This is a genomic window from Candidatus Acidianus copahuensis, from assembly GCF_000632495.1.
GTDB classification, from domain to species: Archaea; Thermoproteota; Thermoprotei_A; order Sulfolobales; family Sulfolobaceae; genus Acidianus; species Acidianus copahuensis.
In genome coordinates this window covers 1-23,568 of sequence record NZ_JFZT01000040.1, presented here as the reverse complement: position 1 = coordinate 23,568, position 23,568 = coordinate 1, and the positions used below count along the sequence as shown (strand labels likewise).

Here is a 23,568-nt window from a genome sequence, read left to right as displayed (position 1 = left end):
CAATTCCTTTTAGGATGCAACTGATGTATTTTTATACTACTTATCTTCATTTCTCCCTTTCTCTTATTTATTTTTATCTGTTTTAGCCAACCCATCATGCGACCAAATTTGTTGTAAAGATCTAACGTCCTTTCAGTCGCAAGGACTTTTAATTAAATTGAAAACCTCTTTACGTTTATAAATGTTAACCCTCCTCTTTGTAATACGCACTAGTCGCATTGAGACTCGCATTTTTACGTTTATTATCTCAAAGAAAAAATTGGAAATTTACGCTTCTAATCTAGAACTGTCCCTTATCATAAATAGAAAAGGGATCGACAAAACTTTTTAGTCACATTAACTGATCTAACGAACACTTTAAATTTTCCCTTCTTCAAAAGCTTATAACCCCTATATTAATCCTAGCAATTCACGATACGATCCACGTTCATAATACCGAAAAGTGTTTAACGCCCTTACTTTTCTCCCTACTTTTCCTGCTTACTTCTATTAATTTATCTTTAAGCAAGATAAAATTATAGACAACAGTCTATAATAAATATTTAACTAAAGAATTAAACTAAATATAGCGCTTCTAAAATTATTTAATCCAAAAAGTCCTTTATGAAACCTTATATTTTTTTATTATAATAATAATCAGACTTAGAGCTATTATTGGAAATATTGATACAAATATGTAAGCTATATCTGTGGAAAATAAGAAAATTAGGCTAAAAATACTACTTCCTATAATTCCACTCAAGGCTTTACCGGTGTAAAGTATTCCATTATTTGCTGTGGAAAATTTTTTTCCAAAAATTAGTCCAGATATGTTAAAGTAGAGGGTTGCTGCCGATCCTCCACTTATCCCTATAAGAATTGCAGCTATGATAGGGTTATAGAAAAGGGATAAGCTCCCTATCTCCTCAACGATGTTTATTAGGATTGTAGATTTTAGTATTCCAATTTTATCTCCAACTTCTCCAAATATAGGTCTTCCCAATCCACTTGTCAGAGGAAATACTGAGATTATAGTCTCTAGTTGTAATTTTGGAAGGTAAAAACCAATAGCTGAAAGGGAAGAGGACACTACTAACAGGGGAGTAGAGGAAGCTATAAATGAAACGTAGAGTATCCAGAATGACGTAGAGAGGGTTGTTTCCCTTACTCCCTTTCCCTGCGTGTTTTTTGGATAGTCAATTAAAAAAAGGAGTAGTGGCAAAACCACGATCTCTACTAATCCTATATAGAGAACAATCTCCCTAAAATTATGCAAGTAGAATATTATCGGGTTTACGACAATGGAACCTATACCGAATCCGAGGGAGATCAGACCCGTAACAAGCGCAGTTCTTTGCTTAAACCACTTTACTCCTAGGTTTGTTGCAATTCCGTATAATATGCCTTCTCCTATACTACCTAACGACCAGAAAACGTAGAAGATCTGGATGTTAGGAGTAAAGTATGTTCCCAAAAAGCCAATCGCCGAAAGGACAGCTGAAAGAATTCCAACCCCTTTAGGGCCGTGGACGTCAGCGTATCCCCCTCCGAAAGGTTGTGAAATAGAGGAAAATATAGTAAAGAGCGAAAACGCTATGGAGATCTGGAAAAGACCAACATTTAGTCCCCGCTCTAATAGGGGGGATAGGGCATTCCAAGAATATTGATATAAGGAGTTGAACGCCATGATAGTAAAGCCAATGGCCACGATGGACTTTCCTTTCACAGGGTTAATAGGTAACAAAAAATTAATTTTTAACCGTGGAGGTTAACTCCAGTAAGGATGTAACCTTACCTTAATCCAATTATGTTAGGGTTAAAGATATCTAGACAGTTTTTTCTTGTACGGACTACGTCAAAACCATCATCTGCATCACGTCCAAACAGCAGTTTTTTACTTAATGCTGATATTTTTTTTATACATTATTCAACTTTTTCTACCTCAAAATGCTTATGTATATTAATAAGAACAATATTAATTAAAATTTTAGATGTATATAACTTGAAGAAAGGAGTAATAAAAGAACAAAAATGTAAAGAAAAGTAACTCAAGTTGCGTGGATTTTCCACACCTCAGAGGTCTTTGATAAGACTTTCAAAGATGCAAGAGGATTCACCTCGTTAATGGTTCGGGATGATGGGCTTTCTTCAGAACGTGAAGCCCAAGGTTTATAGGGCAATAAATGTCCGTAAAGCTAACTCCATGAAACTCATCTTAATTCTGTAAACTACTTGTTATTCGCAAATTCCCAGCTTTCACGGTTACAACTGAAAGCCTCGCTCTTTAGAGCGGGGATGTTATCAAAAAAAGTTTATAAAAGGTAGAGAGTAACTCCTAATGAGGACGGTACGGTGGGTAAACCTAAGAAGAGTAAGAAGGGATCAGTCCCTATGCCTACTGTATCAGTCCTCAAACGCACCGTAACTGTAGAGCTAATTCAAACAAAAGAACAAGAGGAGGAGTTAAAAGAACTAGGAAACTTGTGTTCAAAACTATGGAACCAAGTAAACTATGAGAGGAGAAGACAGTTCTTTAACGGTGAACACAGCGTTGATATCAAGGGTACCTATAACAAGTGGTATAATGAGTACAAGGAAAAGGTAGGTACAATAACAGCACAACAAGTTTTAAACAAGAACAATGAGGCGTGGAGTTCATTCTTCTCCTTGTTAAGGGCAAAGAAAGAGGAAAAACTACTACTACCATTTATCAAGAAGATAAACCCACCAGGTTACTGGAAAGACAAGAAGAAGAGAAAGTTGATAATAGTGTTGAGGAAAGATCAATACAAGATAGATAAAGAGAAACAAGAGATTGAACTACGCCATTTAGGAAAATTCGAGGACTTGAAGATAAGATACAAGGGAGAAATATACTATAGAGGGGAACAAGGAAGACTAGAAATAATATACAACTCCATGTTGCGTAAGTGGTATGCCCACATTACCATAAAGGCAAATGAAAGACTTGACAGAAAGACGGGTAAGTGGATGAAAGTACCACTAACACCAAAAGGTAATTTAGTAGGTGGGATAGATATAGGGATAAACAACTTGTTAGCTGTCTACATCTCTGACGGTACACAAGTGTTAATCAAGACTAGGGTGTTAAAATCTATCTCGTACTACTTCATGAAACTGATAAGTATGAAACAGAAATTGTTATCCTTGTATAAACAACCGTTCTCAAATGAAATAAGACGATTATATGTTAAGTGGAAAAGGGAGTTAAACACTATAATAGACGCTACCGTAAGGAAAGTTGTTGAGTTTCTGTATAACAAGGGAGTCTCATTAATTAAGGTTGGTTATCCAAAGAACATAAGTCAGAAAAAGGGTAACTTTCTAGTTGCTAATGTCTGGTCTTATAAACAAGTTATGGACAAGTTGAGGGATGTTGCTGAAGAACACGGAATAACTGTTGAGTTTGTTAACGAGGCATACACTTCAACTACTTGTCCCATTCACGGCAATGGATGCGGGAAAAGAGTTTCAAGGGGGTTGTTTAAGTGTACAACATCTAACAAAGTATTTAACGCAGACCTAGTTGGTGCGTTTAACATATCCATAATCCTGAGTCCTAATGATGGTGGTGTTGAGGGAACCACCACCAGAGGGATAGGGATAAGTTGGGGTAAGACCACCCCACTGGTCTATACGTGGACGAGAGGATCGGGGCTGGTAGTACCAGCTAGCTATGATTCTATGAGGTTGAAACGTATAGACCAAAACCTATGAACCGCTCTGAGGGGAACCCTCGCTCTTTAGAGCGGGGAGGAGGTCAGTTCCTCCAATCTCTTTCCTACAGTGTTTGGTGTTACCAACAGTACTATTAACGTCATAATTATTGCGGGTATCCAAGGTATTAGCCATCCTCCAATATTTCCTAACGCGTAAATTAACGGAATAATTACCAGTAAACCTATTGCTCCTCCAGAATGCCCAACACCATCAGCTATTGAGTAACCCGTTGCCCTTGCAGAAGTTGGGAAGTTATCAACGCACATTTGGTAATATAGTTGATACCACCCAACTCCTATTAGCTCCGCAATGAATGCGCCAGCGAAGAAAGTATAGGGCGATCTTATCGCCCCTCCAAATCCCATAATTGCAGTTCCCAAGGCATAGATGATAACCGAAATTATTGTCATCTTTCTTCTATCGTATTTATCTATGAATGGCCTGAGTAAAATGGAACCTAGGAACGCACCAATCCCTGCAACGCCGAAAAGGAATACTATTTGAGAGAGTAATGACCCTGAGTATCCTAACACGTATTTAGCCCAAGTTTCAGGAATTACTAAGAAAGGATAATCCATAAAGTAGACGAAAAACATTAGGAAGAACAGTGCTAACAATCTCTTTAAGTATTTAGGCTTTGCCAGAATAGTAAATGGATTCTGATTTTTTATGAAATAATTTTTTATAACTGGTTCTGGCAGAGATTTCAAATTAGCTCTTTTCATAGAAGTAACTTCCATTGAGCTTACTAATCTATCCGCTTCAGTGAACTTACCCTTGGCGGTTAAAAACCTCACAGTCTCTGGGGCGAAAGCTCTTATCGCTAGTGCTAGTACAGCTAGAATTCCTCCAACAGCAAACACTAGTCTCCAGCCTATGGACGGAATACTTGTCACTATTAGAGCAGCTATGAATGGACCTATGCCTATCCCGGCCCATCCCCCTATAAAGGCCAAATTAGTATATCTGCCCCTTTTTGAGGAAGGAGACATTTCTGACATATACGTCATTACTAGAACTAAGTCTGCTCCTATAGCCATTCCAGTTAAAAACCTAAAGGCTGCTAACATAGGGTAGTTTACGGATAGGGCATCCCCAAAACTACCAATTGCAGTAAGGAGTGCGGTGAATACAAGTGTTGGTCTTCTACCAACTCTGTCCGCAAAATATGAAAAAAGAGGAGCACCAACCACATATCCCCATAGGCCAAGAGATGCAATAATTGACGATTGACTTGCGCTAACTATGAAAGGAATATAAGGTAGAGCAAAACCAACATTAATTACGTCGTATAAGGTTATAAAAAAGCTGAAGCCCATGGCCCATATTATTGCATATCTTAAACCCCAGGTAGGAGTCCTGTCTAACCTAGCTAAATACCAATCCGGGTTAGTCTTTAGTTCTTCACCCATTAAGATCATTTTCTCGTTATTTAGTAGAATAAAAAGTTTACTTATATTACATTGGTATATATCTATTAATTTTTTACTTACTAACTTTGTAGAAAAAATGGTTCTGACTTACTTTTTCAATTTATCATCTGATGACATCTTTTCACTGAAAGCGACATCGCGTAGATATGGGTATAAGATCAAGGGGGCTTCTTAAGTAATTTCTTCACTTAGACGTCCTTCCTTTCTTGATTGGCGTATTTCTCACAAAGTATTTTTACTTGAAGTGAAGGTTAAAGCGGAAGTCCTTTATTAAAAAGGCGTTAAGATCTCCATCCTTGTCGTCTTAAGGTTGTTAGAAAACTTACTGGGGTAGGATTTCATATACTCTTGGTCTTTACTGGTCTTCTCTTGTATCTTCCAAGGTTTTAACGTATCCAATCGAGGATGGTAAAGGTCCTATACATCTGCTACTTAGGACTCTAGTCTTCTTCTCTCTTTGAGAAGATCCTATAATAGGTTAGAGATCAAGTAGATTTTTTTCCCACTATTCAGTTTAACTTTACGATAACTAGCTTTGCCTTATTTTGTAGAACTACGTATTTGACCTAGAATTTTCCTAGATGAAAGAGGTGAGGTCACTAACTTATCGTTCTTAGCTTCCAACAATAGGTATATGCGGAGAAGACTGGTCTTTTTTTTCCATTGGAAGCTTATCCTTTCAAGACTCCTCTACCTATGAAAGAGTTAGTTTTAAATGGATCATGAGTCGATGATTTATTTTCTTGTTTTCTTGGGTAATGTTAATTGACTTATAAGGGGTCTATACTCTAACAAAGTCCTTTTCTCAAAAAATAAATTGAAAGAATATCTGAATCACGGTCTTCCGCTTCGTCAATTATATCTACAACTAAAATAAATTGAAAGAATACTTGGCTTTTCTATCACAATAGGACAACGCAAAAGGGCTGACAACTAAAATAAATTGAAAGAATATCAATAGATTAATAAGATCTAGGTAAGTTTAGTATATGATGCGCTATATAGGCTAGGACTAAGTTTTGTGAAACTGGTGCGACCTTATACAGTCTAGTTTCTCTCAGTTTTCTTTCAACACTTGTATCCACCGCGTATCCATAACCTCCATAAACGTCCATGGCAACATTACCAGCATTCCAAGCTACTTCAGTAGCTAAATATTTAGATATATTAGCATAGTTTCCAATCATTTTTGTATCCTTTCCACTCTCTAAATACTTTAAACCTTCGTTAAGGTAAGATTTAACAGCTTCCAACTCAGCGTACACCTTAGCTAGAGGGAATTGTACGCCTTGATAGCTCCCTATAGGCTTTCCAAATACAACCCTCTCCTTAGCGTAGCTAGTGGCTTTGTTTATAAACCACTCAGCGTTTCCAACCATTTCTGAGGCTATCATGAATCTTTCCGCATTTAATAAATCTAAGAGATAGTAAAATCCCTTATCTACCTCCCCTATTACGTTTTCCTCTGGCACTTCTAATCCGTCTATCAAGAGTTCATAAGCTGAAGTATTTGACATAGTCTTTATTTCTCTCATGTCAATTCTGTCTTTTGTTTCCCTCAAGTCTACTAAGAATAACGTAATTCCATCGGTTTTCTTCTCTACTTTTTCATAGGGCTTTGTTCTAGCTACTAGTACCATCATGTCAGAATACTTTATCCTAGAAATGAATATTTTATGTCCTTTTATAACGTATTTATCCCCCCTCTTTTCAGCAAACGTCTTTATTCTAGTACTATCGGATCCAGATTCAGGTTCAGTTAAGGCTAATGATAATACCTTGGATCCATTTCCTATTTCCTTAAAGTACTTTTCCCTTATTTTTTCTCCAGCATGTCTTGACAAGAGTAAGGTGTTGTAATAATGTCCATGCACTACGTAGGAATTTCCACCTTTAACGTTAATTAGATATAGTATATTGCAGGCCAACTTAGAACCGTTGTCTACCCCTCCATAGTTCTTGGGAATAATGATAGATCCTAATCCTAATTTCATGAAATCGTCAAGAAATTCATATGGAAACTCGCGCGCAATATCTTTATTCAGCCAATATTTTTCATCAAACTTTTTCATTAACTCGTTTACAGAGTTTAAAATCAGATACCAATCCGGGTTAGTCTTTAGTTCTTCACCCATTAAGATCATTTTCTCGTTATTTAGTAGAATAAAAAGTTTACTTATATTACATTAGAATATATCTATTAATTTTTTACTTACTAACTTGTAGAATAAAATTTTTATTTGTGTATCCCAGGTTTTGTCTCAATGTATCAATTTAGCAACGGTATCCCTTACGTTCTTCTTGTCTAATTTACCTGTGCTGGTTTTTGGAATGGAATCTACAAATATTATTTTCTCTGGGATCCACCACTTCGGGAAAGCGTTAAGCGATAACAGATAATCTCTTATTTCATCTTCGCTGACTTTCTCTTTAGGTACTACTAAGGCTACAGGTCTCTCGCCCCACTTTTCATCACGGACTCCAACTACAACGGCTTCAAGTACCTTTGGGTGGGACATTATCGCGTTCTCTAGGTCAACAGTACTGATCCACTCCCCACCGCTCTTAATTAAATCCTTAATTCTATCAACTACTTTAACGCTACCTTTTGAGTTGATGATAGCAACGTCTCCCGTTCTCAGCCAAGAGTTTTTGGATTCTTGTCCTAAGTATTTAGCGGTAACAAAAGCTCCTCTAACCACTAACTCCCCAATAGTCTTTTCATCCCAAGGTAATCTATCTCCGAGAGGATCACGTAAATCTATCTCAAATCCTGGAATTGGATACCCCTGTCTCGTAACTTTATCTATATCGTTTTCCTTGTTAATTGTGGCTATCGCTTCGGTCTCTGTCATCCCCCACGCGTGATATACCTTGATACCCATATCCACAAAGCTTTTTATCAACCCTTTAGGTGGTTCCGATCCGCCCATTACTACAGACTTTAGTGAGGAAATGTCTGCCTTTATTTTATTTACATAATTTATGAAATCTATCCAAACAGTCGGAGCCCCAATAGCTATTGATACCTTCTCCTCTTGAATTAGTTGAAGTAGATCCTCAGCTTTAGGTCTAGGACCTGGAAGAACAAGCTTTGATCCGGTCATTAGAGCTGAGAATGGGACATCCCAACCAGATATGTGAAACATTGGAACTACAACCATTACCGAATCGCTGGACGATATACCTAGAACGTCAGCTGAGAGGAGGGAAAGGGAGTGGACAAATATGCTCCTATGGCTATAAATAACGCCTTTAGGTCTTCCCGTTGTTCCTGAAGTAAAACAACTAACCGCCCCACTCTTTTCGTCAACATCAGGGAAATCCTTAATGGGGAGTTGTGAGTTGACTTCTCTATCATAATCTTGATTTAACAGGTAATGTTGTAGGTTGAGTTTTGACTCCTTGAATATATCTAAAACGTCTTCGTCTAGAAAGACTGCAGAGTCTCCCATCTGCGTTATTACATACTCCATTTCGTTTGGATGAAACCTTACATTTACTGTGTGTAAAACTCCACCTAACATTGGAACTGCAAAGTATAGCTCTAGATGTCTATGCGTATTCCAAGCTATTGACGCTATTGGCTTTCCGCCCAGTCCTTTGTTCTCGAGAAAAGTAGTTAATTTCCTCACCCTTTCAGCAAATTCCTTGTAAGTATATTTTATCTTCCCTTGATGGGTTCTAGACACGATCTCCTTGTCCGCATGGATCTTCTCAACTCTCCAAAATATCGACCTTATATTGAGCTGATAATCCATTATTGTTGAGTCCATAAACCTAATAATCGGCTGAGTTTAAAATTGTTACTAATAAATGCGAATTGTATATTATATTGTTATATATGTTTATATTTTTTGAAAAATAGAGATATAAAAAATGGAAAATTTATGCAAGATAATAGAAATTCTAAGAATATCTGTAGACAAATGAACCGCAGAATTCTAGAATTTTCCAGAAAACATCTTGATCGCTCAATCAAAGTTAGAAGTCTATAGTATCAGACGGCTTACCTTTTTTTTAAAATATGAGTGTTAACTTTATACATTATAAGTTAAACCAAAAAAATGTGACCGGAAATTTAAGGGTTCTTGAATTAGGCAATAACATTTCCGCCCCATTAATAGGTCAAATTCTTGCCGACTTAGGTTTAGACGTAATAAAGGTTGAGCCTCCTAATGGAGATGATAGGAGAAGCGTTAAGCCTGAAGTGAATGGAATTAGCCTCTATTTTGCAAGCACGAATAGGGGTAAGAGAAGTGTTGTAATTAACTTAAAGACCACGGAGGGTTATAATATTATCAATAAATTAATTAGAACTTCTGATGTAATTATAACTAATTATAGGCCTTCAGCACTAAAGAGGTTAAGAGTTGACTATGAGAGCGTAAAGAAGATAAACGACAGAATAATCTACTGCTCAATAACCGGTTTTGGAAACTTTAGCGCCGAGGCTGACAGGCCGGCTTATGACGCAACTATACTGGCTTTAAGCGGGCTATTGGATATGACTGGAGATGAGAACGGACCTCCAGCGAAATTCGCCACATCAATAGCAGATATAACTACAGCATTGTTAGGCGCTATAAGCGTGTTGTGGGCTTTGAATAAGGGAGGTCCTGCATTCATAGACGTTCCAATGATCTATACACAGTTTTACCTAACTTTAGAAGACGCTTACATGTTCTTAAACGCTGGAGTAATCCCTAAAAGAACAGGATCCTCTCATAGGTATTTAGTTCCATATCAAGCTTTCAAAACAACTGATGGTTACATCTATTTGGCAGTGTTTAATGATGAACAATATAATAGGTTATGTAAAGCTTTAAATAGAGATGATTTATTAAAATTCAATATTATTTCAAAAAGACTAGAAAATAAGGCCTTCATAGTTAGTGAACTACAGAAAATATTTCAAAACAACAACAATGAATACTGGATTAATTTTCTGAGTAAAATTGACGTTCCAGTTGCTCCCGTTTTAAACTTAGGGGAAGCCTTCGAAAAATATGGCAAAAACTTAACGTATGAAAGAAATGGTATTAAATACATTAACTTTCCTGTAAACTCCGATAAGTTAAACGTAGGTAGGAAAAGCTATGCACCAAGACTTGGACAGCACACTAAGGAAGTTCTCCTAGAGTTAGGTTACGACGAAAATGATATTGAAGATCTTGCAAAAAGAGGTATAGTTTATAAAGAAGGATAGTTTTATTACTTTATCAAGTTACTAATTTATCATGAGTTTGGAAGCCCCCTTTTTCGAGGACTTTAAGATAGGTCAGAAATTTAAGAGTAAAGTGGGTAGGACGATAACTGACGTCGATAACATTTGGTTTACTTTGCTAACCAATAACTCTAACCAAATTCATTTCAATCGGGATTATACAGAGAAGTATTTCTCAGGGGAACCATTTAAGGGAAGGCTCGTAGTTAACGGATTTTTGACTTTAGCAATAGTTGCTGGTATGTTAGTTGAGCAAACAAGTCAAAACGGTTTTATGTTAGGTATAGAAAACGTTAAGTTCATTAGTCCAGTATTTGGAGGGGATACCATTTACGCAGAGGCAGAGGTAATAGAGTCTAGAGAATCGGAGAGTAGACCAGGATTTGGCGTAGTTAAAATTAAAACCTGGGGATATAACCAGGAAGGTAAAAAGGTAATAGAGTTTGAAAGAGTATTTATGATAAGGAAAAGAGGGAGTTCGTGGACAGGGGAAAGAAAGGAAAAAACTTAATGCTATACTTATTTCTTCTTGTAAAAATTTTTAAAATATTTAAAAACTCTTTAAATTGAATAATTCCTAGTTTAGGAGACATGATATTTAGTCCTGAAAAGATTGAGAAAGCACGCAAGAATCACTCAGTCTCTTTGGAGATGTCTTAACAATTGTTTTATATAAAAAGTCTCGGGAACTTAATTTGTAGTAAATTTAGGGCGTTGTTTCATGAAGTAAAACCGTCATATGATCCTTGCGATATGAAATTTTACAAAACCCGTGATCGTTTATCTCTCTCGTTTAAAATCGGTTATTATTTCATTATACAAATAAGTGTATAAGGGAAAAGCAAGTTATTCCGATTATTTAATTAACATGCTCAATCTATTTATATTTATGAGAACTAAGGAGACATTCCTTAAATCGTTAAATGATGGGAGAAAGGTATACTACAGGGGAAAATTAGTAGAGGATATCACACAACACCCAGTTTTGAGAGTAAGTGCATTACATGCCTCTAAGCTATATGACTACCCAAACAGATTGTATAATGAAGGTGAAGAGCTAAAAAGTAAGTTCTTTAAAATACCGCGATCTTCCCAAGACCTTTTAGATAGACATAGGTTGATATATGATACAACGCTATACTGTAATGGCATATTTAACATTTCTCAAGCTATAGGTAGTGACGCCCTGTTTGCGTTAATGATCACATCAAAACAGGTTGACAAAAGGTACGGAACGGATTATTACAAAAGAGTAGAGAAATATCTCGATAAGGTCAAAAGGGAAGATTTAACCTTAGCAACCGCCCAGACTGACGTAAAGGGAGATAGAAGTAAGAGACCAAGCGAACAGGTAGATCCGGACATGTATGTTAGGGTATCAGAAGTTAGGAGCGATGGAATTGTAGTTAGGGGGGCTAAGGCCCATACTACACAGTCCGCTGTATCAGGCGAAATAGTTGTTATAACTACTAGGGCTATGAGGGAAAACGACAAAGATTATGCGGTAGCCTTCGCTGTTCCCACTAACACTCCTGGAATAAAGCTATACGTTAGGCCAATAGACGAGTTAGAGGGAAATTCCTCTGCTGTTTTAAGCAAAAAGGACTACGAGCTAGAAACTCTGACAGTGTTTGACGACGTTTTTGTACCATGGGATAGAGTATTTCTATTCAAGGAATACGATTATGCCGGAAGCTTAGCTTCTCTATTTGCAACGTTCCACAGGTTTACCGCTCTCTCGTATAGGTCAGCTGCAATGGACTTATACCTCGGGTCCTCTAGGTTAGTATCAAAAGCGAACGGAATAGAGAACGAGAAACATGTTAGGGACGACGTAGTGGATATCATACTCTATAAAGAGATTTTAAGAAGTTGCGCCATAGCTTCCGCCGTAAATCCTGTAATGCTAGATGAGGTGGCTTTACCTAATCCCACCTTTACTAATGTTGGAAAGTTGTATTCTAATGTACATTTTCACGATATTATCAAAGACGTAATAGATGTAGCCGGAGGAATAATCTCCACGTTACCCTCTCAGGAAGATTTACAGGGAAGCGAAGGAAGTAACATTGTAAAATATCTCAGAGGTTCAGTAGACGGAAAGGAAAGGGCTAATATCTTAAGGATGGTAAAGGAATTAGCCTCCAGTTCTTTTACGGGTTACATGCTAACCACTATGATCCACGCTGAAGGATCAATAGAAGCAAGTAAGTTAGAACTCTTCAGAAGTTATGATTACTCCGAGGCTGAAGGATTGGTGAAAAAGATATTAGATTGATACTTAAAAATCATTAAAATTGTGTTACCCACGTGACTCACTATAGCTGTTCTTAGATCTATATTTAAAAAAATGTTGAGAAAAGGTTTACAACTGAAAGCCTTACCTTTCAGGGCGTGGGGTCAGGTATCGGAATCAAAAGATCTCAACAAATTTTTCCGGGAGTCTAGGAACTCTCGTCTTGAATTTATAGCTATAATAGGAATACTTTGAATTAATTAGACTTAACCTTATTTCCTTAATCAACTATACTTTCGTTTATGTATACCTTAAAAGATAAAGTAATTGTGGTCACGGGATCGGGTAGAGGTATTGGAAGGGCTATAGCTATTAGGCTGGCAAGAGAAGGAGGTTTAATAGTTGTTAATGCAAGGAAGAGGACAGATGAATTGGAAGGAACTATAAAGATCATTAAGGAAATAGGAGGAGAGGCATTGGGCGTTCTAGCTGACGTTACGACAAGGGAAGGGTGCGAGACAATACTGAGAAGCGCGTTGGAGAGATATAAAGTCGTTGATGTGCTGATAAATAACGCAGGCATAGGTTTATACTCACCATTTATGGGAGTTGATGATAAACTTTTGGATAAGCATTTCTCTACAGATTTTAAGTCAGTAGTTTATTGCTCTCAAATATTTGCAAAGGAAATTAGGGAAGGTGGGGCTATAGTAAATGTAGCGTCAGTTGCTGGCCTTTCCCCCTTACCAGGGTTATCAATATACGGAGCTATGAAGGCTGCTGTGATAACCTTAACTAAATATTTAGCCCTAGAATTAGCTCCTAAGATAAGGGTTAACTCAATTGCCCCGGGATTTGTTAAAACTAAGTTAGGGGAGAGCATGTATCAGATCCTAGCTATGAGCGAGAGGGAATTCGCCGAAAAATTCACTTTAATGGGTAGAATATTGGAACCGGAAGAGATAGCGGAGTTTACTGCAGCCATATTGAAAATAGAATCATTGACCGGACAGACCTTCGTAATAGACTCTGGTGAGACTTTGAAGGGAGGAATAAAATTATAGATCCTTAAGTTAGGTTCTAGGTGGCAACGCTCACTACGGAGGTTGGAGGAACAAAATTTTATTAGGACTGATAAATCTTTTTAAAAAGTAAAAAATTTATGGACTCTAAATAAAAAACTAGTTATTTGAATTAAAGACTTTTTACTCCAATTTAACAAATAATATGTAATAATAATTTAAACTCATTTCTTCCTTAATCTCCTAGCTCGTAAGTCAAATAACCCTCTGGTTCCCTCTTTACTACTTTTAGCTTTACTTTCATCCCAATTTTGAGATCTTTGGACTTAATCCAGGCCAAAACGTTCACACCGTTTTTCATCTTGGCAATACCAACAACGTAGTCGGGATAATGCGAAAATGATGGAGGCTTAACGTTAATCACGCTATAGGACAATAATTCCCCTTCTTCTGGCATCTCTATCCACTCCAAACCAGATATTTTACATTTAGGACAGTCATCTTGAGGAGGAAAGTATATTTCTTCACACTTTGGACATTTAGTAGCTAAGACCTTATCTTGCTTTAAACCTTCGAAAAACTTGCCTATTTTGCCCACTGGTATCTGGTATCTTAAGTTTAGCTGTCTTAGATCTATCCATAGAGCGTTTCCGCTCTTCTGATCATAGATTATTGGAAATTCGTTGGATGTCATGAAGATGGCCTCCTAGAAGAGAGTATGGTAACGTATGCGTAGTGGCCTGTGCCGCCTACATTATGAAATAACCCCATTCCGTTCTTAACATCTACCTGAGTCCCCTTATGCGATCTGTACAGTAATTGTCTAGTTATTGATACTGCCATACTTATTCCAGTAGCTCCTATCGGATGTCCCTTAGCCTTCAATCCCCCATCAACGTTAACTGGAATCTTGCCCCCTATATAGGTTTGATTCTCTCTAGCAAGTTGGTATCCTTCTCCCCTCTTGGCAAAGCCTAAATCCTCGTATGCCATTACTTCAGCTATCGTAAAGCAGTCATGGACCTCAGCCACGTCAAAATACTTCCAAGAAGTTTCAAAGTTTATCCCTGCCTTTTTGTAGGCCTGTTTGGCAGCAAGTTCTGCTGCCTCAATGTGAGTGAAATCACTTCTCCTACTTAAGTTAGCAGTTCCACTTGCAGTCCCTTGGGAGGTTATCCATATAGGAGAGTCCGTTATTCTCTTTACTACTTCTTCTGACGCTAACAGAACGGCTGCTGCACCATCGGTTATAGGTGAGGAATCTAAGATCCTTAACGGATAAGCAACTGGCCGAGAGTTAAGGTAATCCTCCATCGTAATCTCCTTCTGAAACTGAGCGTAGGGATTTCTTGCTCCATAGTAGTGATTCTTTACAGCTATATTCCCTAAATCCTCTTCCTTTACATTATACTTGCTCATGTAAGCTGAGGCGTGAAGAGCGTAGTAGCTAGGAAAAGTTAAGCCAAAGTTTTGAAATTCCCAGAAGTAATCCCCAGCTCTTCCTATTAGCTCAATCGTGTTAGGATTTGGAGATTGATGCATTTGCTCAACTCCTACAGCTAAAGCTATATCTACTTCCCCGGATTTTACAGATAAATACGCGTCCCTTAAAGCCGCGCTACCAGTAGCACAAGCTGCTTCAACTCTCATTGTCCCATTAGGATTTAAATTTGAATACTCCCCTATCACGACTGCGGGTATTTCCTCAGAGCTCCAGTTTCCAAAGTTTCCGACAACAAAGTATTGAATATCGCTCTGGTCTAAACTTGCCTCCTCCAAAGCTTGTTTTATCGCTTCCCAGGCCAATTCCTGCAAATTTACGTCCGTTCTAACTCCAAACTTTGTATGCCCTGTTCCTACTATTGCGACGTTTTTCATTGAAATATATATAAATGGACAAGTTATTTAGTTTTCTTTACTGTTGCGCTATAGGATAATTTATCCCTGAATGGTAAATTCAGCCATTACAACTAAATCCTCGCCTTTTAAGACAGGATGATAGGCACAAAGTAGAATTAACAAACTGTAGTCTCTCTAATAGACCTTTCGTTAAGTTTGGTGTCTAGATTGATAATAGGATCTCCAAGAAGTTAAGTCTTACTTTCGAATTTCAAGCATAGTACGAAATACAAGGGAATCATTTTAGTTGAGATCAAGATATTTGAAAGGTTTACTGTTTAAACAAGTGTTGAGATGCTATTTATTAAAACGATGAGAAAGGGTTTAGTACCAAGGTTTATCATCATTTGACGAAGTCTACAACGTTAAATTTAGTTTAGAATATTAATGTAAAAATAAAGCATGTGTCTGCCAACCTTAATATGCGATTTAACCGACATTCATAAAGAAGGGCTTTACGCTGTTCATTTAAATGTTCTTGGACGTTTCTCCCATGCCTTAAGCCTATATAATTGTAAAAAGCCAAGAGTTGCTATTTCGTTGACGATTGGTGTTACAATATTACTAAGAGAAAGTCTTTAACCATTTTTTAGCTGAATGTTTGATCCCAATCTTAGTGGGTGTATCGTTAGGTAACGAATACCTACCTCTACCCGTTTTAACAATATAACCATAAGATATTAGAGTATCTAGCAGTTCCTTTACCCTTGACTCTTCAGCATTATCTTTCAATAGGACGTTCAACCCTTGAGTTATTTCACTAAGCTTACCCTTACCTCCTAACCTATCTATAGCTAGTATTATCCCAGAATATCTGTTCGGTGAAGAAGAGTTCTTTAGGAACCTAGTAAACTCAATGGCAACTTCTTTCCCAGCCTCCTTGAGTATATCTTTTATATCCGCTTTCCTTCCGTGTTTTACGGAATAAGTATATTCCTTCCCAAAGAGTGTTAGCCAACCTGGAATACCGTCAAAAAGTTTTACAGCCCTTTCTATAGTCACATCTTCTACTCTCACTCCTTCTTGTTCAAAACCCTTCTTCAGAAAGTCGGTTGATTGCTCTTCTGTAAACGTCTTCAAATACACTTTGAAGAATTTCCTACCGTAAAACGGTTTTGTAGCCTCTACTTGTTTTAACACTTCTTCTGCAACACCCACAATACTCCCAGATACTATTATAACGGTATTGTCGCACCAATCGTAAATGTCATGTAGGAATGATCCCACATCGAAGTTGTTAACCTTCTTTATATACTGAAATTCGTCTAGGAAAACGACTAATGTCCTCCTGTTATCCTTAGCTAAAGAGTCCATAGCCCTTATAAACTCGTTTATGTCTTGCGTCTTTATTTCCCTCAACTTCAACCCTAACTGTGCCCAATTTAAATTTAGGATAACCTCTGGATCTACACCAAGTCTGTTTGCTAACAGTCTCCCTATTTTACCAGCAAAGGTGTATCTCTCCATGAATTCCTTAACGTTCTCGACAAAGAGTCTCGAAAACTCCTCTAACCTGTAAACCTTTTTCTCTTCCCCTATCCTTGCTAGGTTCATGGTAAACGTTAATATGCCTTGTGATAACTCGTTCAGACTCACCCTAACGAGGCTTGTCTTTCCTATTCTCCTTACTCCTAGAATTGCACCAAAATCCTTATGCGTTATGATGTCCTTTAGTTCTTCAATCTCTCCCTCCCTATCATATAAGTCTTTTCTATCACTCTTTGGTCTGGTAGAGAAGTAAAATTTACGCCACCGTAAGAATTTCGGAGCCGGAAAATTAAGCTTAACTCAACACTCTCTTATGCCAATCAAGTAGTTATGAACTTTATTGTTCGATAGCTTGTTAAGAAAATTTAATAAGGGTAAAGCATAATTTTTACTAACTGGAAGTATTAAGGTAATAAATTAGTTAAATAGATGGCAAAGGAAAGGAGAACAAGTGTGCAAAAACCACATTCAGTAAAACCCTAATACCAAAGTAATAAGAACTACAGTAAATGAGTTCCTTAGAATGTTTTCCCTTAATAAGCTTGTTTCCAATCCAAATTTTCTTCTCACTAGATATATTAGCTCCGCTAGATTTAACTCTAACGTAAATATTTCGTTCTTCTTCTTTTCAATTAGCTCCTTCGCATTATGATCCCCATTAAAATATTTAAAAACACTCCTGTATCAGCTAATATATCTTTCTTCATTTTCTACCTCTTTTCTCCTTAGTTCTTCTAATTCTTTCTCCCAATCTATGTCCTTATCAATCCCAAATAAGTCCCCTAAAGTAAGGTTAGGTCTCCTAAGCTTTACTTCCTTTCCCTCAATAACAAGTTCAACTTCGCCATCTTCACTTATTTGCAGTAAATCCCTTACCTCTTTTGGAATGACTATTATCCCTTTTTTATAAACTTTTAATCTATATACGTTCTTCACAAGTTTACGGTTTAACTAATAAGTTAAAGGTTTAACTTAGAGGATCCATTTAGATCAAAATGTTACCGGCGTGCTAACAAATATGGAAAAACAAGGTATAATTAACGTCAGTGTTGGGTTTTGGTACGCACAGTGTCGCATTCCTTTTATGAAAAGGTAGGGAAAGGATGAGGCGCAGTTCAAATTCTCGTAAGCACCAGTCCAAAATGATATGGGCCTACATAGAATTCCCTATCAAGTTTAAAGTCCTTGAAAAAGCTTAAGTAGTCCTCCTTACACATCCTCTTTTGGGGAGGTGGGCCAAACGGTGCATCCTTCCTCCAGTCTACAACTATAACCCTACCGTCCTTCTTCAATATTCGCTTAATCTCCTCATAGACTGCATCCCTATCCATATCATGAAAGGAATTTGCCAAGATTACAACGTCAACTGTTCCTGATGGAATTAATGTATCACTACTTTCCCTATTAACGAAAACCACGTTATCTCCCTGACAGTAAGACCTTGCTCTCTGTATCATCTCTAAACTCTTATCGACGCAGTAGAGCTTTGAAGCGTAGTCTTTCAATACCCTGCAGTAATAGCCTGGACCGCAACCAAGATCTGCCACTATTTCCCCTGTTTTTAGTAGTTCTGGAAGAAATTTTTCTGGATCTTCAAACTTCTTCCTTTCATCACTTAAAAGTCGATCTGGATTAAAGTGATCCATATAATCAATAGATGATACGAATAATAAATTTCCCTCTTCTTCAAATGAGTCAACCTTATTTTTTCCAAATGTTTTCAATTCATATTGAAACCGCTAAGAACTTACGTTGTAATAAAGAACTTTGCTTTAAATTTAGTTCAGCCCTTTATTTCTTTTACCTCTGTAATTTCAGGCATTTTAGGCGAGCAACTAGGGTTGATTTCCTCAGCATCAAGCTTCTTACCCTCGATAATGCAGTTCCTTCTAGGTTTTTCCAGGACTAGCGGGAAATCGCTAGTTGTTTATGGAACAGTCCTCTCTGCTATCGGATGGATTCTTCTTGCCCTAGTACCCTTTAATCTAGCCTTTACGCTGATATACCTGTTCTTGGAATCGTCCCTAGGTATCTCGCTTTTTGGTTGGTACCTTATCATGGAAAAAGTCAGTAGAACGTCGAGGGGAAAGACCTTAGCCACTTACTCCTTTTACTCTACCCTTGGAGGTCTTGCTGCCACCCTGATTACAGGGTTAATAGTGGGAGGAAGGACTCAGGATATTAGGTACTTTTTCGGAATAACTGGAGGGCTAATACTACTTGACGTTTACTTTGCGATTAAGTTTGATGTAGACGCTGTAAGCGTGAAGTCCAGGGTCAGAAAGTTACCTTCTGAGATAAAGAAATACTTGGCTATTTCATTTATATTTTTCACAGTTTGGTCTTTAGCTTGGCCACTCTTCCCTTTAGCCCAATACTATATTTTCTCCATGAATTACTTTAACATAGCAATAATTGACGTGATATCTTTATCCTCAACTTTAGTTATACAGAGATGGGTTGGTTCCCTTGTAGATAAAAACAGGAAGATGATGATGTTCCTTGGCAGATTAAGTCTGGCAGCCTTTCCTCTAGCTTACGCCCTTTCCACTAATATATGGGAAATATACGCGTCTCAGCTTGTTTCTGGATTTACTTCCTCTATAAATTCAACAGCTTATCTATCTTACCTTTATGATTCTTCCGACGACGTGAGGAAATCCCTGGGTTACGTTAACCTTGTCCAGGGTATCGCTGAGATTGTAGGTTCAAGCCTCGGATCAATATTAGCGTCAGTCTTTATAGCGAGTATGGGAATATTTGGTATTAGAGAACTACTCGGATTAGTGGGTGGGTTAAGGATATTTGCCTCATTTCTTTACCTTATTTTGAAGGAACCTAAACCATTTAAAAAGCCTATTCAAGTTGGCTGAAGTATCTGCTCCAAAGTGGGAGGCTTTCTGCTTCATCGTCGACCTTTGCTTTGATTTTGCCAAGGTAGAGGGGTAACTCCACAGGATCAATGGGGGATCCACCAGAGAAGAAAACGTCGAGAGATCCAACTAAATCAAGGTCAGTATATTAACTAGAGATTTCACAGATGAAAGTCCTCTGCTAAAGAGGAATCTTTCTTTTCACATAATCACGTCTTGAACAAGTCCTTGAAGTGTAGGCTGGGTTAACTAGTTTGAACTCCTTACCGTGTTTCTCCATCTACCACTTTTTGTTTCATCTCGTAAAAACCAACAAGGAGAGTAGCAGAGCTCGAAACAAGCTACTTAACTTTTATATCCTCCATAGTCAACGTCTCATAGTTCTCAGCGCGATACTTACCCAGTTTGTAGTATAAATCACGACGAAAGTTAACTTGATTCATATACTTTTGCTATTTTCAGTCTCGACTCCTCAAAGTTTTTAGAACATCACTTCATGTTATTGATAGTGTCGTCGACTGTTGATAAAGTCTTAATATCATGTTAATTCCGACCCAACTGAACGATTTTCCATAATTTGACGACACTATGAATATATACATATTTGTTGTAAGTAATAGTTTAATGTAAAGAAATTTAAGATGAAAGCTACTAAACTACTCTAATACAATAAACTCAGTAGCAGTATCTTTCCAAAGTAACTTTTTTGCTAGTAGGGAATAATGTAATTATCTTAACTCCATCTTCCTTTATAGCAAATACTATTACCAAATAGAAATTATCACAATCTAATTTCACACACGAGGAGTATTCATCGTTCCTCTTGATAGCTCTTATGATGGGGTCTTTTTCACAGAACTCGTTAATTTTACTCCATATTTCGCTAAATACGTCTTCACATACACGGCTTAACTCACTTGCTCTCTCGCGTAGTCTATTACGCGCGTGTAAAGTAAGTTCACATTTCAATAAGCTATTACCCAGTTAACTGCTGTACACGGATTACCCAAATTATCTCTATATTCTGGATATATAGATATATTCGTCGCTATTATTTTCACTTTTCTCTCTTTATCATTAACTTTAAGCAAAACTTCCGCATCTCTCCTTTCTATAATTTCTACTTCTACGGGAGGATGATTAATCATAGAAGGGTTGCACAGAGTCCCAAACTTCTTTTGTTGGCTATCAACTGATACTACAACGTTAACTGAAAATGAAGTCTCTTTATCTGGAGTTTCAAAAACGTTCAAAATAACTGGGAAAGTTTTTATCAAAACATCTTCTTGACCAACTTTTAGTCTATATCTACCTTCAGTAATCTTTATTACCTCATAGTTAACCGAGTTGATGCTCATGAGTTATTTATCCCCTTTATGAATTCTTTTAATTCTCTATCATCCGGTTCTATGGAGATGTACGATATTCTCTTATCCTTGTCAATCCCTATGGTTACAAATGCATCTCCTTCCTCACTCTTTATAGTCTCTCTCCCTTCAAACTTTATGAAAAGATTTCCAAATTCTTTATCAACGTTAACTATGATGCCTATATTTAGATTAGTAGAAAACTGAGCATTAACATTATAGGAATTTGGGAAATAGGAATTTGGGAATTGAAAGGAGTAGATGTTATTATCCATATTAATTTTCTTTGCTATCACACTAAAAAGTTTGCTCGTCTAGGTATATGCTCTTAGTTTCTCTTCAGACTTTCATTGATTACGTTATCGACTTATGAACAATTCTGACCTCCTCCCCGCTCTAAAGAGCGAGGCTTTCAGTTGTAATTTTCGTTGTATGATATGCCTCCTATCGAGATTCACACGGAAAAGTGCCTCAATGCATATTACAAAGACAAGGGTTAACATTTATAAACGTAAAGAGGTTTTCAATTTAATTAAAAGTTCATGTGACAGAAAGTACGTTAGATCTTTACAACAAAATTCTCAGACATTGAGTTAGCTAAGATTGAAAAGAATAAGAGGAAGAGAGAATTAAAATAAGCAATATAAAAATACAAGTTATTTCTAAAAGGTATTGAAGGAAAAAAATAGTTCACTGAAATATTGGAGTTTTCTTTACAAAACTTCCTCTCCTAAGATCTAGGAGAGCCTGAGATATCTCTTCCTCTGTATTCATAACAATGGGACCATACCAAGCAATTGGTTCTCTAATCGGTTTACCTGAAAGAACTATGAAGTTAGCCCTTTCCTTATCTGTAGTAATCCTTATTTCGTCACCATCCCCATATACTCCCAAATTTCCTTCAGTTAGAGTTACCCTATCATCAACTTTCCCTGAACCTTGCATTATGAATACTAGTACTGTATACCCATTTCTTACCTTAGCTTTAAACTCCTTTTCTGGATCTAGTTTTACCTCATAATAAGTGGGATCTACTGGGCTATTTACTCTTACTGGGCCCTCTACTCCATCAAATTCTCCGGTAATTACCTTGATCCTACCTCCGTCAATCTTAACTTCTGGAATGTCTCCAGATCTAGCATCTCTATAAATAGGATCGGTCATCTTCATATTTCTAGGCAAGTTTATCCATAGTTGTAATCCCTTATTTGTAGTATCCAACACTTGTGAGTGTAGTACGTCCTGTTCCTCTAGGGGTCTAGGCATTTCTTGATGGAAAACCCCACTACCTGCTGTCATCCACTGAGCATCCCCAGGATAAAGAGTTCCTTTGCTTCCCGTGCTATCCTCATGTTCAACCTTTCCTTGAATTAGGTAAGTCAAGGTTTCAATTCCTCTGTGGGGATGCCAAGGAAATCCTGCAATATAGTCCTTTACATTACTTGATCCGAAAAAGTCAAGAAGTAGAAACGGGTCAGTTAACTGATTAGTCTCATAACCTCCAAAAACCCTATAGAGTTTAACTCCAGCCCCATCTATCGTGTTTCTTCCTTTAAGTAGATATGAAATCCTTCTTAACATGAATTTACATTGTTAAGTAAATTAAAAAGGTTAGTTCAACTTGATTATTGTTATTTTGATGGAATAATCAAGAGATATTATTTAAGATATTTAAATATACTTAATCTCCATATTATGGAATGACTTACATATTTGGAGTAATATCAAGCTTCTGACTTCCTCCCCGCTCTAAAGAGCGAGGGTTCCCTCAGAGCGGTTCATAGGTTTTGATCCATACGTTTCACCCTCATAGAATCATAGCTAGCTGGTACTACCAGCCCCGATCCTCTCGTCCACGTATAGACCAGTGGGGTGGTCTTACCCCAACTTATCCCTATCCCTCTGGTGATCCCACCATCATTAGGACTCGGGATTATGGATATATTAAACGCACCAACTAGGTCTGCGTTAAATACTTTGTTAGATGTTGTACACTTAAACAAACCCCTTGAAACTCTTTTCCCGCATCCATTACCGTGGATGGGACAAGTAGTTGAAGTGTGTGCCTCGTTAACAAACTTAACAGTTATTCCGTGTTCTTCAGCAACATCCCTCAACTTGTCCATAACTTGTTTGTAAGACCAGACGTTAGCAACTAGGAAGTTGCCCTTTTTCTGACTTATGTTCTTTGGATAACCAACCTTGATTAGTGAGACACCTTTGTTGTATAAGAATTCAACAACTTTCCTTACGGTAGCGTCTATTATAGTCGTTTAACTTCCTCTTCCACTTAATATACAACC

Annotated in this window: 19 protein-coding genes and 2 pseudogenes; 6 read left to right on the top strand and 15 right to left on the bottom strand. The window is 37.3% G+C overall.

The window, feature by feature from the left end:
• Nucleotides 1–601: 601 nt before the first annotated feature.
• Nucleotides 602–1,705, bottom strand: coding sequence for an MFS transporter (locus CM19_RS06655; RefSeq protein ID WP_420804713.1), 1,104 nt, complete (start codon nucleotides 1,703–1,705; stop codon nucleotides 602–604).
• 626 nt (nucleotides 1,706–2,331) lie between these two features.
• On the opposite strand from CM19_RS06655, the gene CM19_RS06650 reads away from it, so the two are divergent.
• A complete protein-coding gene (locus CM19_RS06650; protein WP_052349475.1) occupies nucleotides 2,332–3,717 on the top strand; it encodes an RNA-guided endonuclease InsQ/TnpB family protein in 1,386 nt (461 codons plus the stop codon).
• A 26-nt stretch (nucleotides 3,718–3,743) separates the two neighbouring features.
• Here the strand turns inward: CM19_RS06650 and CM19_RS06645 are convergent, their stop codons facing one another.
• The 3 genes from CM19_RS06645 to CM19_RS06635 all read right to left on the bottom strand — a co-directional run bounded on the left by CM19_RS06645 (nucleotide 3,744) and on the right by CM19_RS06635 (nucleotide 8,929).
• The gene (locus CM19_RS06645) at nucleotides 3,744–5,132 is read right to left on the bottom strand and encodes an MFS transporter (RefSeq protein WP_048099679.1); all 1,389 of its coding nucleotides are present in this window, start codon (nucleotides 5,130–5,132) and stop codon (nucleotides 3,744–3,746) included.
• Nucleotides 5,133–6,115: 983 nt separating this feature from the next.
• Nucleotides 6,116–7,288 carry an acyl-CoA dehydrogenase family protein gene (locus tag CM19_RS06640; protein WP_235185641.1) on the bottom strand — a complete coding sequence of 391 codons (1,173 nt, stop codon included), beginning with the start codon at nucleotides 7,286–7,288 and terminating at the stop codon, nucleotides 6,116–6,118.
• A gap of 126 nt (nucleotides 7,289–7,414) precedes the next feature.
• The gene (locus tag CM19_RS06635) at nucleotides 7,415–8,929 is read right to left on the bottom strand and encodes a long-chain-fatty-acid--CoA ligase (RefSeq protein ID WP_048099672.1); all 1,515 of its coding nucleotides are present in this window, start codon (nucleotides 8,927–8,929) and stop codon (nucleotides 7,415–7,417) included.
• Nucleotides 8,930–9,222: 293 nt separating this feature from the next.
• Here CM19_RS06635 and CM19_RS06630 point away from each other — a divergent pair, with 293 nt between their 5' ends.
• From CM19_RS06630 to CM19_RS06615, 4 genes are all read left to right on the top strand, one after another.
• A complete protein-coding gene (locus CM19_RS06630) occupies nucleotides 9,223–10,362 on the top strand; it encodes a CaiB/BaiF CoA transferase family protein (protein ID WP_235185640.1) in 1,140 nt (379 codons plus the stop codon).
• 31 nt (nucleotides 10,363–10,393) lie between these two features.
• Nucleotides 10,394–10,891 carry a MaoC family dehydratase gene (locus CM19_RS06625; RefSeq protein ID WP_048099670.1) on the top strand — a complete coding sequence of 166 codons (498 nt, stop codon included), beginning with the start codon at nucleotides 10,394–10,396 and terminating at the stop codon, nucleotides 10,889–10,891.
• A gap of 378 nt (nucleotides 10,892–11,269) precedes the next feature.
• A complete protein-coding gene (locus tag CM19_RS06620) occupies nucleotides 11,270–12,658 on the top strand; it encodes a 4-hydroxyphenylacetate 3-hydroxylase N-terminal domain-containing protein (RefSeq protein ID WP_048099678.1) in 1,389 nt (462 codons plus the stop codon).
• 260 nt (nucleotides 12,659–12,918) lie between these two features.
• Complete coding sequence (locus CM19_RS06615) at nucleotides 12,919–13,680, top strand: SDR family oxidoreductase (RefSeq protein ID WP_048099669.1); 762 nt, start codon at nucleotides 12,919–12,921, stop codon at nucleotides 13,678–13,680.
• A 193-nt stretch (nucleotides 13,681–13,873) separates the two neighbouring features.
• Here the strand turns inward: CM19_RS06615 and CM19_RS06610 are convergent, their stop codons facing one another.
• The 6 genes and pseudogenes from CM19_RS06610 to CM19_RS06590 form a co-directional block, all read right to left on the bottom strand.
• Nucleotides 13,874–14,332 (bottom strand): Zn-ribbon domain-containing OB-fold protein, encoded by a 459-nt coding sequence (locus tag CM19_RS06610; RefSeq protein WP_081801238.1) that lies wholly within the window; start codon nucleotides 14,330–14,332, stop codon nucleotides 13,874–13,876.
• On the bottom strand, nucleotides 14,329–15,516 hold the full coding sequence (locus tag CM19_RS06605; protein ID WP_048099668.1) for a thiolase domain-containing protein: 1,188 nt from the start codon (nucleotides 15,514–15,516) through the stop codon (nucleotides 14,329–14,331). The genes CM19_RS06610 and CM19_RS06605 overlap by 4 nt, the downstream gene beginning before the upstream one ends.
• A 585-nt stretch (nucleotides 15,517–16,101) precedes the next feature.
• A pseudogene (locus tag CM19_RS06600) lies at nucleotides 16,102–17,226 on the bottom strand (AAA family ATPase); the annotation flags it as partial.
• Between the two features lie 267 nt (nucleotides 17,227–17,493).
• Nucleotides 17,494–17,673 (bottom strand): annotated as a pseudogene (locus CM19_RS13545) (PIN domain-containing protein); the annotation flags it as partial.
• Between the two features lie 36 nt (nucleotides 17,674–17,709).
• Nucleotides 17,710–17,961: an AbrB/MazE/SpoVT family DNA-binding domain-containing protein gene (locus CM19_RS06595; protein ID WP_048099666.1), complete on the bottom strand. Its 252-nt coding sequence runs from the start codon at nucleotides 17,959–17,961 to the stop codon at nucleotides 17,710–17,712.
• Between the two features lie 179 nt (nucleotides 17,962–18,140).
• Nucleotides 18,141–18,749, bottom strand: coding sequence for a class I SAM-dependent methyltransferase (locus CM19_RS06590; RefSeq protein WP_235185639.1), 609 nt, complete (start codon nucleotides 18,747–18,749; stop codon nucleotides 18,141–18,143).
• Nucleotides 18,750–18,755: 6 nt separating this feature from the next.
• On the opposite strand from CM19_RS06590, the gene CM19_RS06585 reads away from it, so the two are divergent.
• On the top strand, nucleotides 18,756–19,898 hold the full coding sequence (locus tag CM19_RS06585) for an MFS transporter (protein ID WP_048099665.1): 1,143 nt from the start codon (nucleotides 18,756–18,758) through the stop codon (nucleotides 19,896–19,898).
• A gap of 181 nt (nucleotides 19,899–20,079) precedes the next feature.
• Here CM19_RS06585 and CM19_RS13540 read toward each other — a convergent pair whose 3' ends face one another.
• The 5 genes from CM19_RS13540 to CM19_RS12550 form a co-directional block, all read right to left on the bottom strand.
• Nucleotides 20,080–20,178 (bottom strand): zinc ribbon domain-containing protein, encoded by a 99-nt coding sequence (locus tag CM19_RS13540; protein ID WP_150111401.1) that lies wholly within the window; start codon nucleotides 20,176–20,178, stop codon nucleotides 20,080–20,082.
• 685 nt (nucleotides 20,179–20,863) lie between these two features.
• On the bottom strand, nucleotides 20,864–21,256 hold the full coding sequence (locus CM19_RS06575; RefSeq protein WP_048099663.1) for a hypothetical protein: 393 nt from the start codon (nucleotides 21,254–21,256) through the stop codon (nucleotides 20,864–20,866).
• Nucleotides 21,253–21,540, bottom strand: a complete 288-nt coding sequence (locus tag CM19_RS06570; RefSeq protein ID WP_200869393.1) for a hypothetical protein — start codon at nucleotides 21,538–21,540, stop codon at nucleotides 21,253–21,255. Before CM19_RS06570 ends, CM19_RS06575 begins: the two co-directional genes overlap by 4 nt.
• A 415-nt stretch (nucleotides 21,541–21,955) precedes the next feature.
• Entirely contained in the window at nucleotides 21,956–22,846 is an 891-nt protein-coding gene (locus CM19_RS06565) for a pirin family protein (protein WP_048099662.1), read from the bottom strand.
• 197 nt (nucleotides 22,847–23,043) lie between these two features.
• Nucleotides 23,044–23,391, bottom strand: coding sequence for a zinc ribbon domain-containing protein (locus CM19_RS12550; RefSeq protein WP_052349472.1), 348 nt, complete (start codon nucleotides 23,389–23,391; stop codon nucleotides 23,044–23,046).
• Nucleotides 23,392–23,568 lie beyond the last annotated feature (177 nt).

Bases quoted from the DNA above. Each gene is read 5' to 3' on its own strand.
- CM19_RS06645 (WP_048099679.1), bottom strand. From the start codon at position 5,132: ATGGGTGAAGAACTAAAGACTAACCCGGATTGGTATTTAGCTAGGTTA.
- CM19_RS06640 (WP_235185641.1), bottom strand. From the start codon at position 7,288: ATGGGTGAAGAACTAAAGACTAACCCGGATTGGTATCTGATTTTAAAC.
- CM19_RS06635 (WP_048099672.1), bottom strand. From the start codon at position 8,929: ATGGACTCAACAATAATGGATTATCAGCTCAATATAAGGTCGATATTT.
- CM19_RS06625 (WP_048099670.1), top strand. From the start codon at position 10,394: ATGAGTTTGGAAGCCCCCTTTTTCGAGGACTTTAAGATAGGTCAGAAA.
- CM19_RS06620 (WP_048099678.1), top strand. From the start codon at position 11,270: ATGAGAACTAAGGAGACATTCCTTAAATCGTTAAATGATGGGAGAAAG.
- CM19_RS06615 (WP_048099669.1), top strand. From the start codon at position 12,919: ATGTATACCTTAAAAGATAAAGTAATTGTGGTCACGGGATCGGGTAGA.
- CM19_RS06610 (WP_081801238.1), bottom strand. From the start codon at position 14,332: ATGACATCCAACGAATTTCCAATAATCTATGATCAGAAGAGCGGAAAC.
- CM19_RS06605 (WP_048099668.1), bottom strand. From the start codon at position 15,516: ATGAAAAACGTCGCAATAGTAGGAACAGGGCATACAAAGTTTGGAGTT.
- CM19_RS13540 (WP_150111401.1), bottom strand. From the start codon at position 20,178: ATGGAGAAACACGGTAAGGAGTTCAAACTAGTTAACCCAGCCTACACT.
- CM19_RS06575 (WP_048099663.1), bottom strand. From the start codon at position 21,256: ATGAGCATCAACTCGGTTAACTATGAGGTAATAAAGATTACTGAAGGT.
- CM19_RS06570 (WP_200869393.1), bottom strand. From the start codon at position 21,540: ATGGATAATAACATCTACTCCTTTCAATTCCCAAATTCCTATTTCCCA.
- CM19_RS06565 (WP_048099662.1), bottom strand. From the start codon at position 22,846: ATGTTAAGAAGGATTTCATATCTACTTAAAGGAAGAAACACGATAGAT.
- CM19_RS12550 (WP_052349472.1), bottom strand. From the start codon at position 23,391: ATGGACAAGTTGAGGGATGTTGCTGAAGAACACGGAATAACTGTTAAG.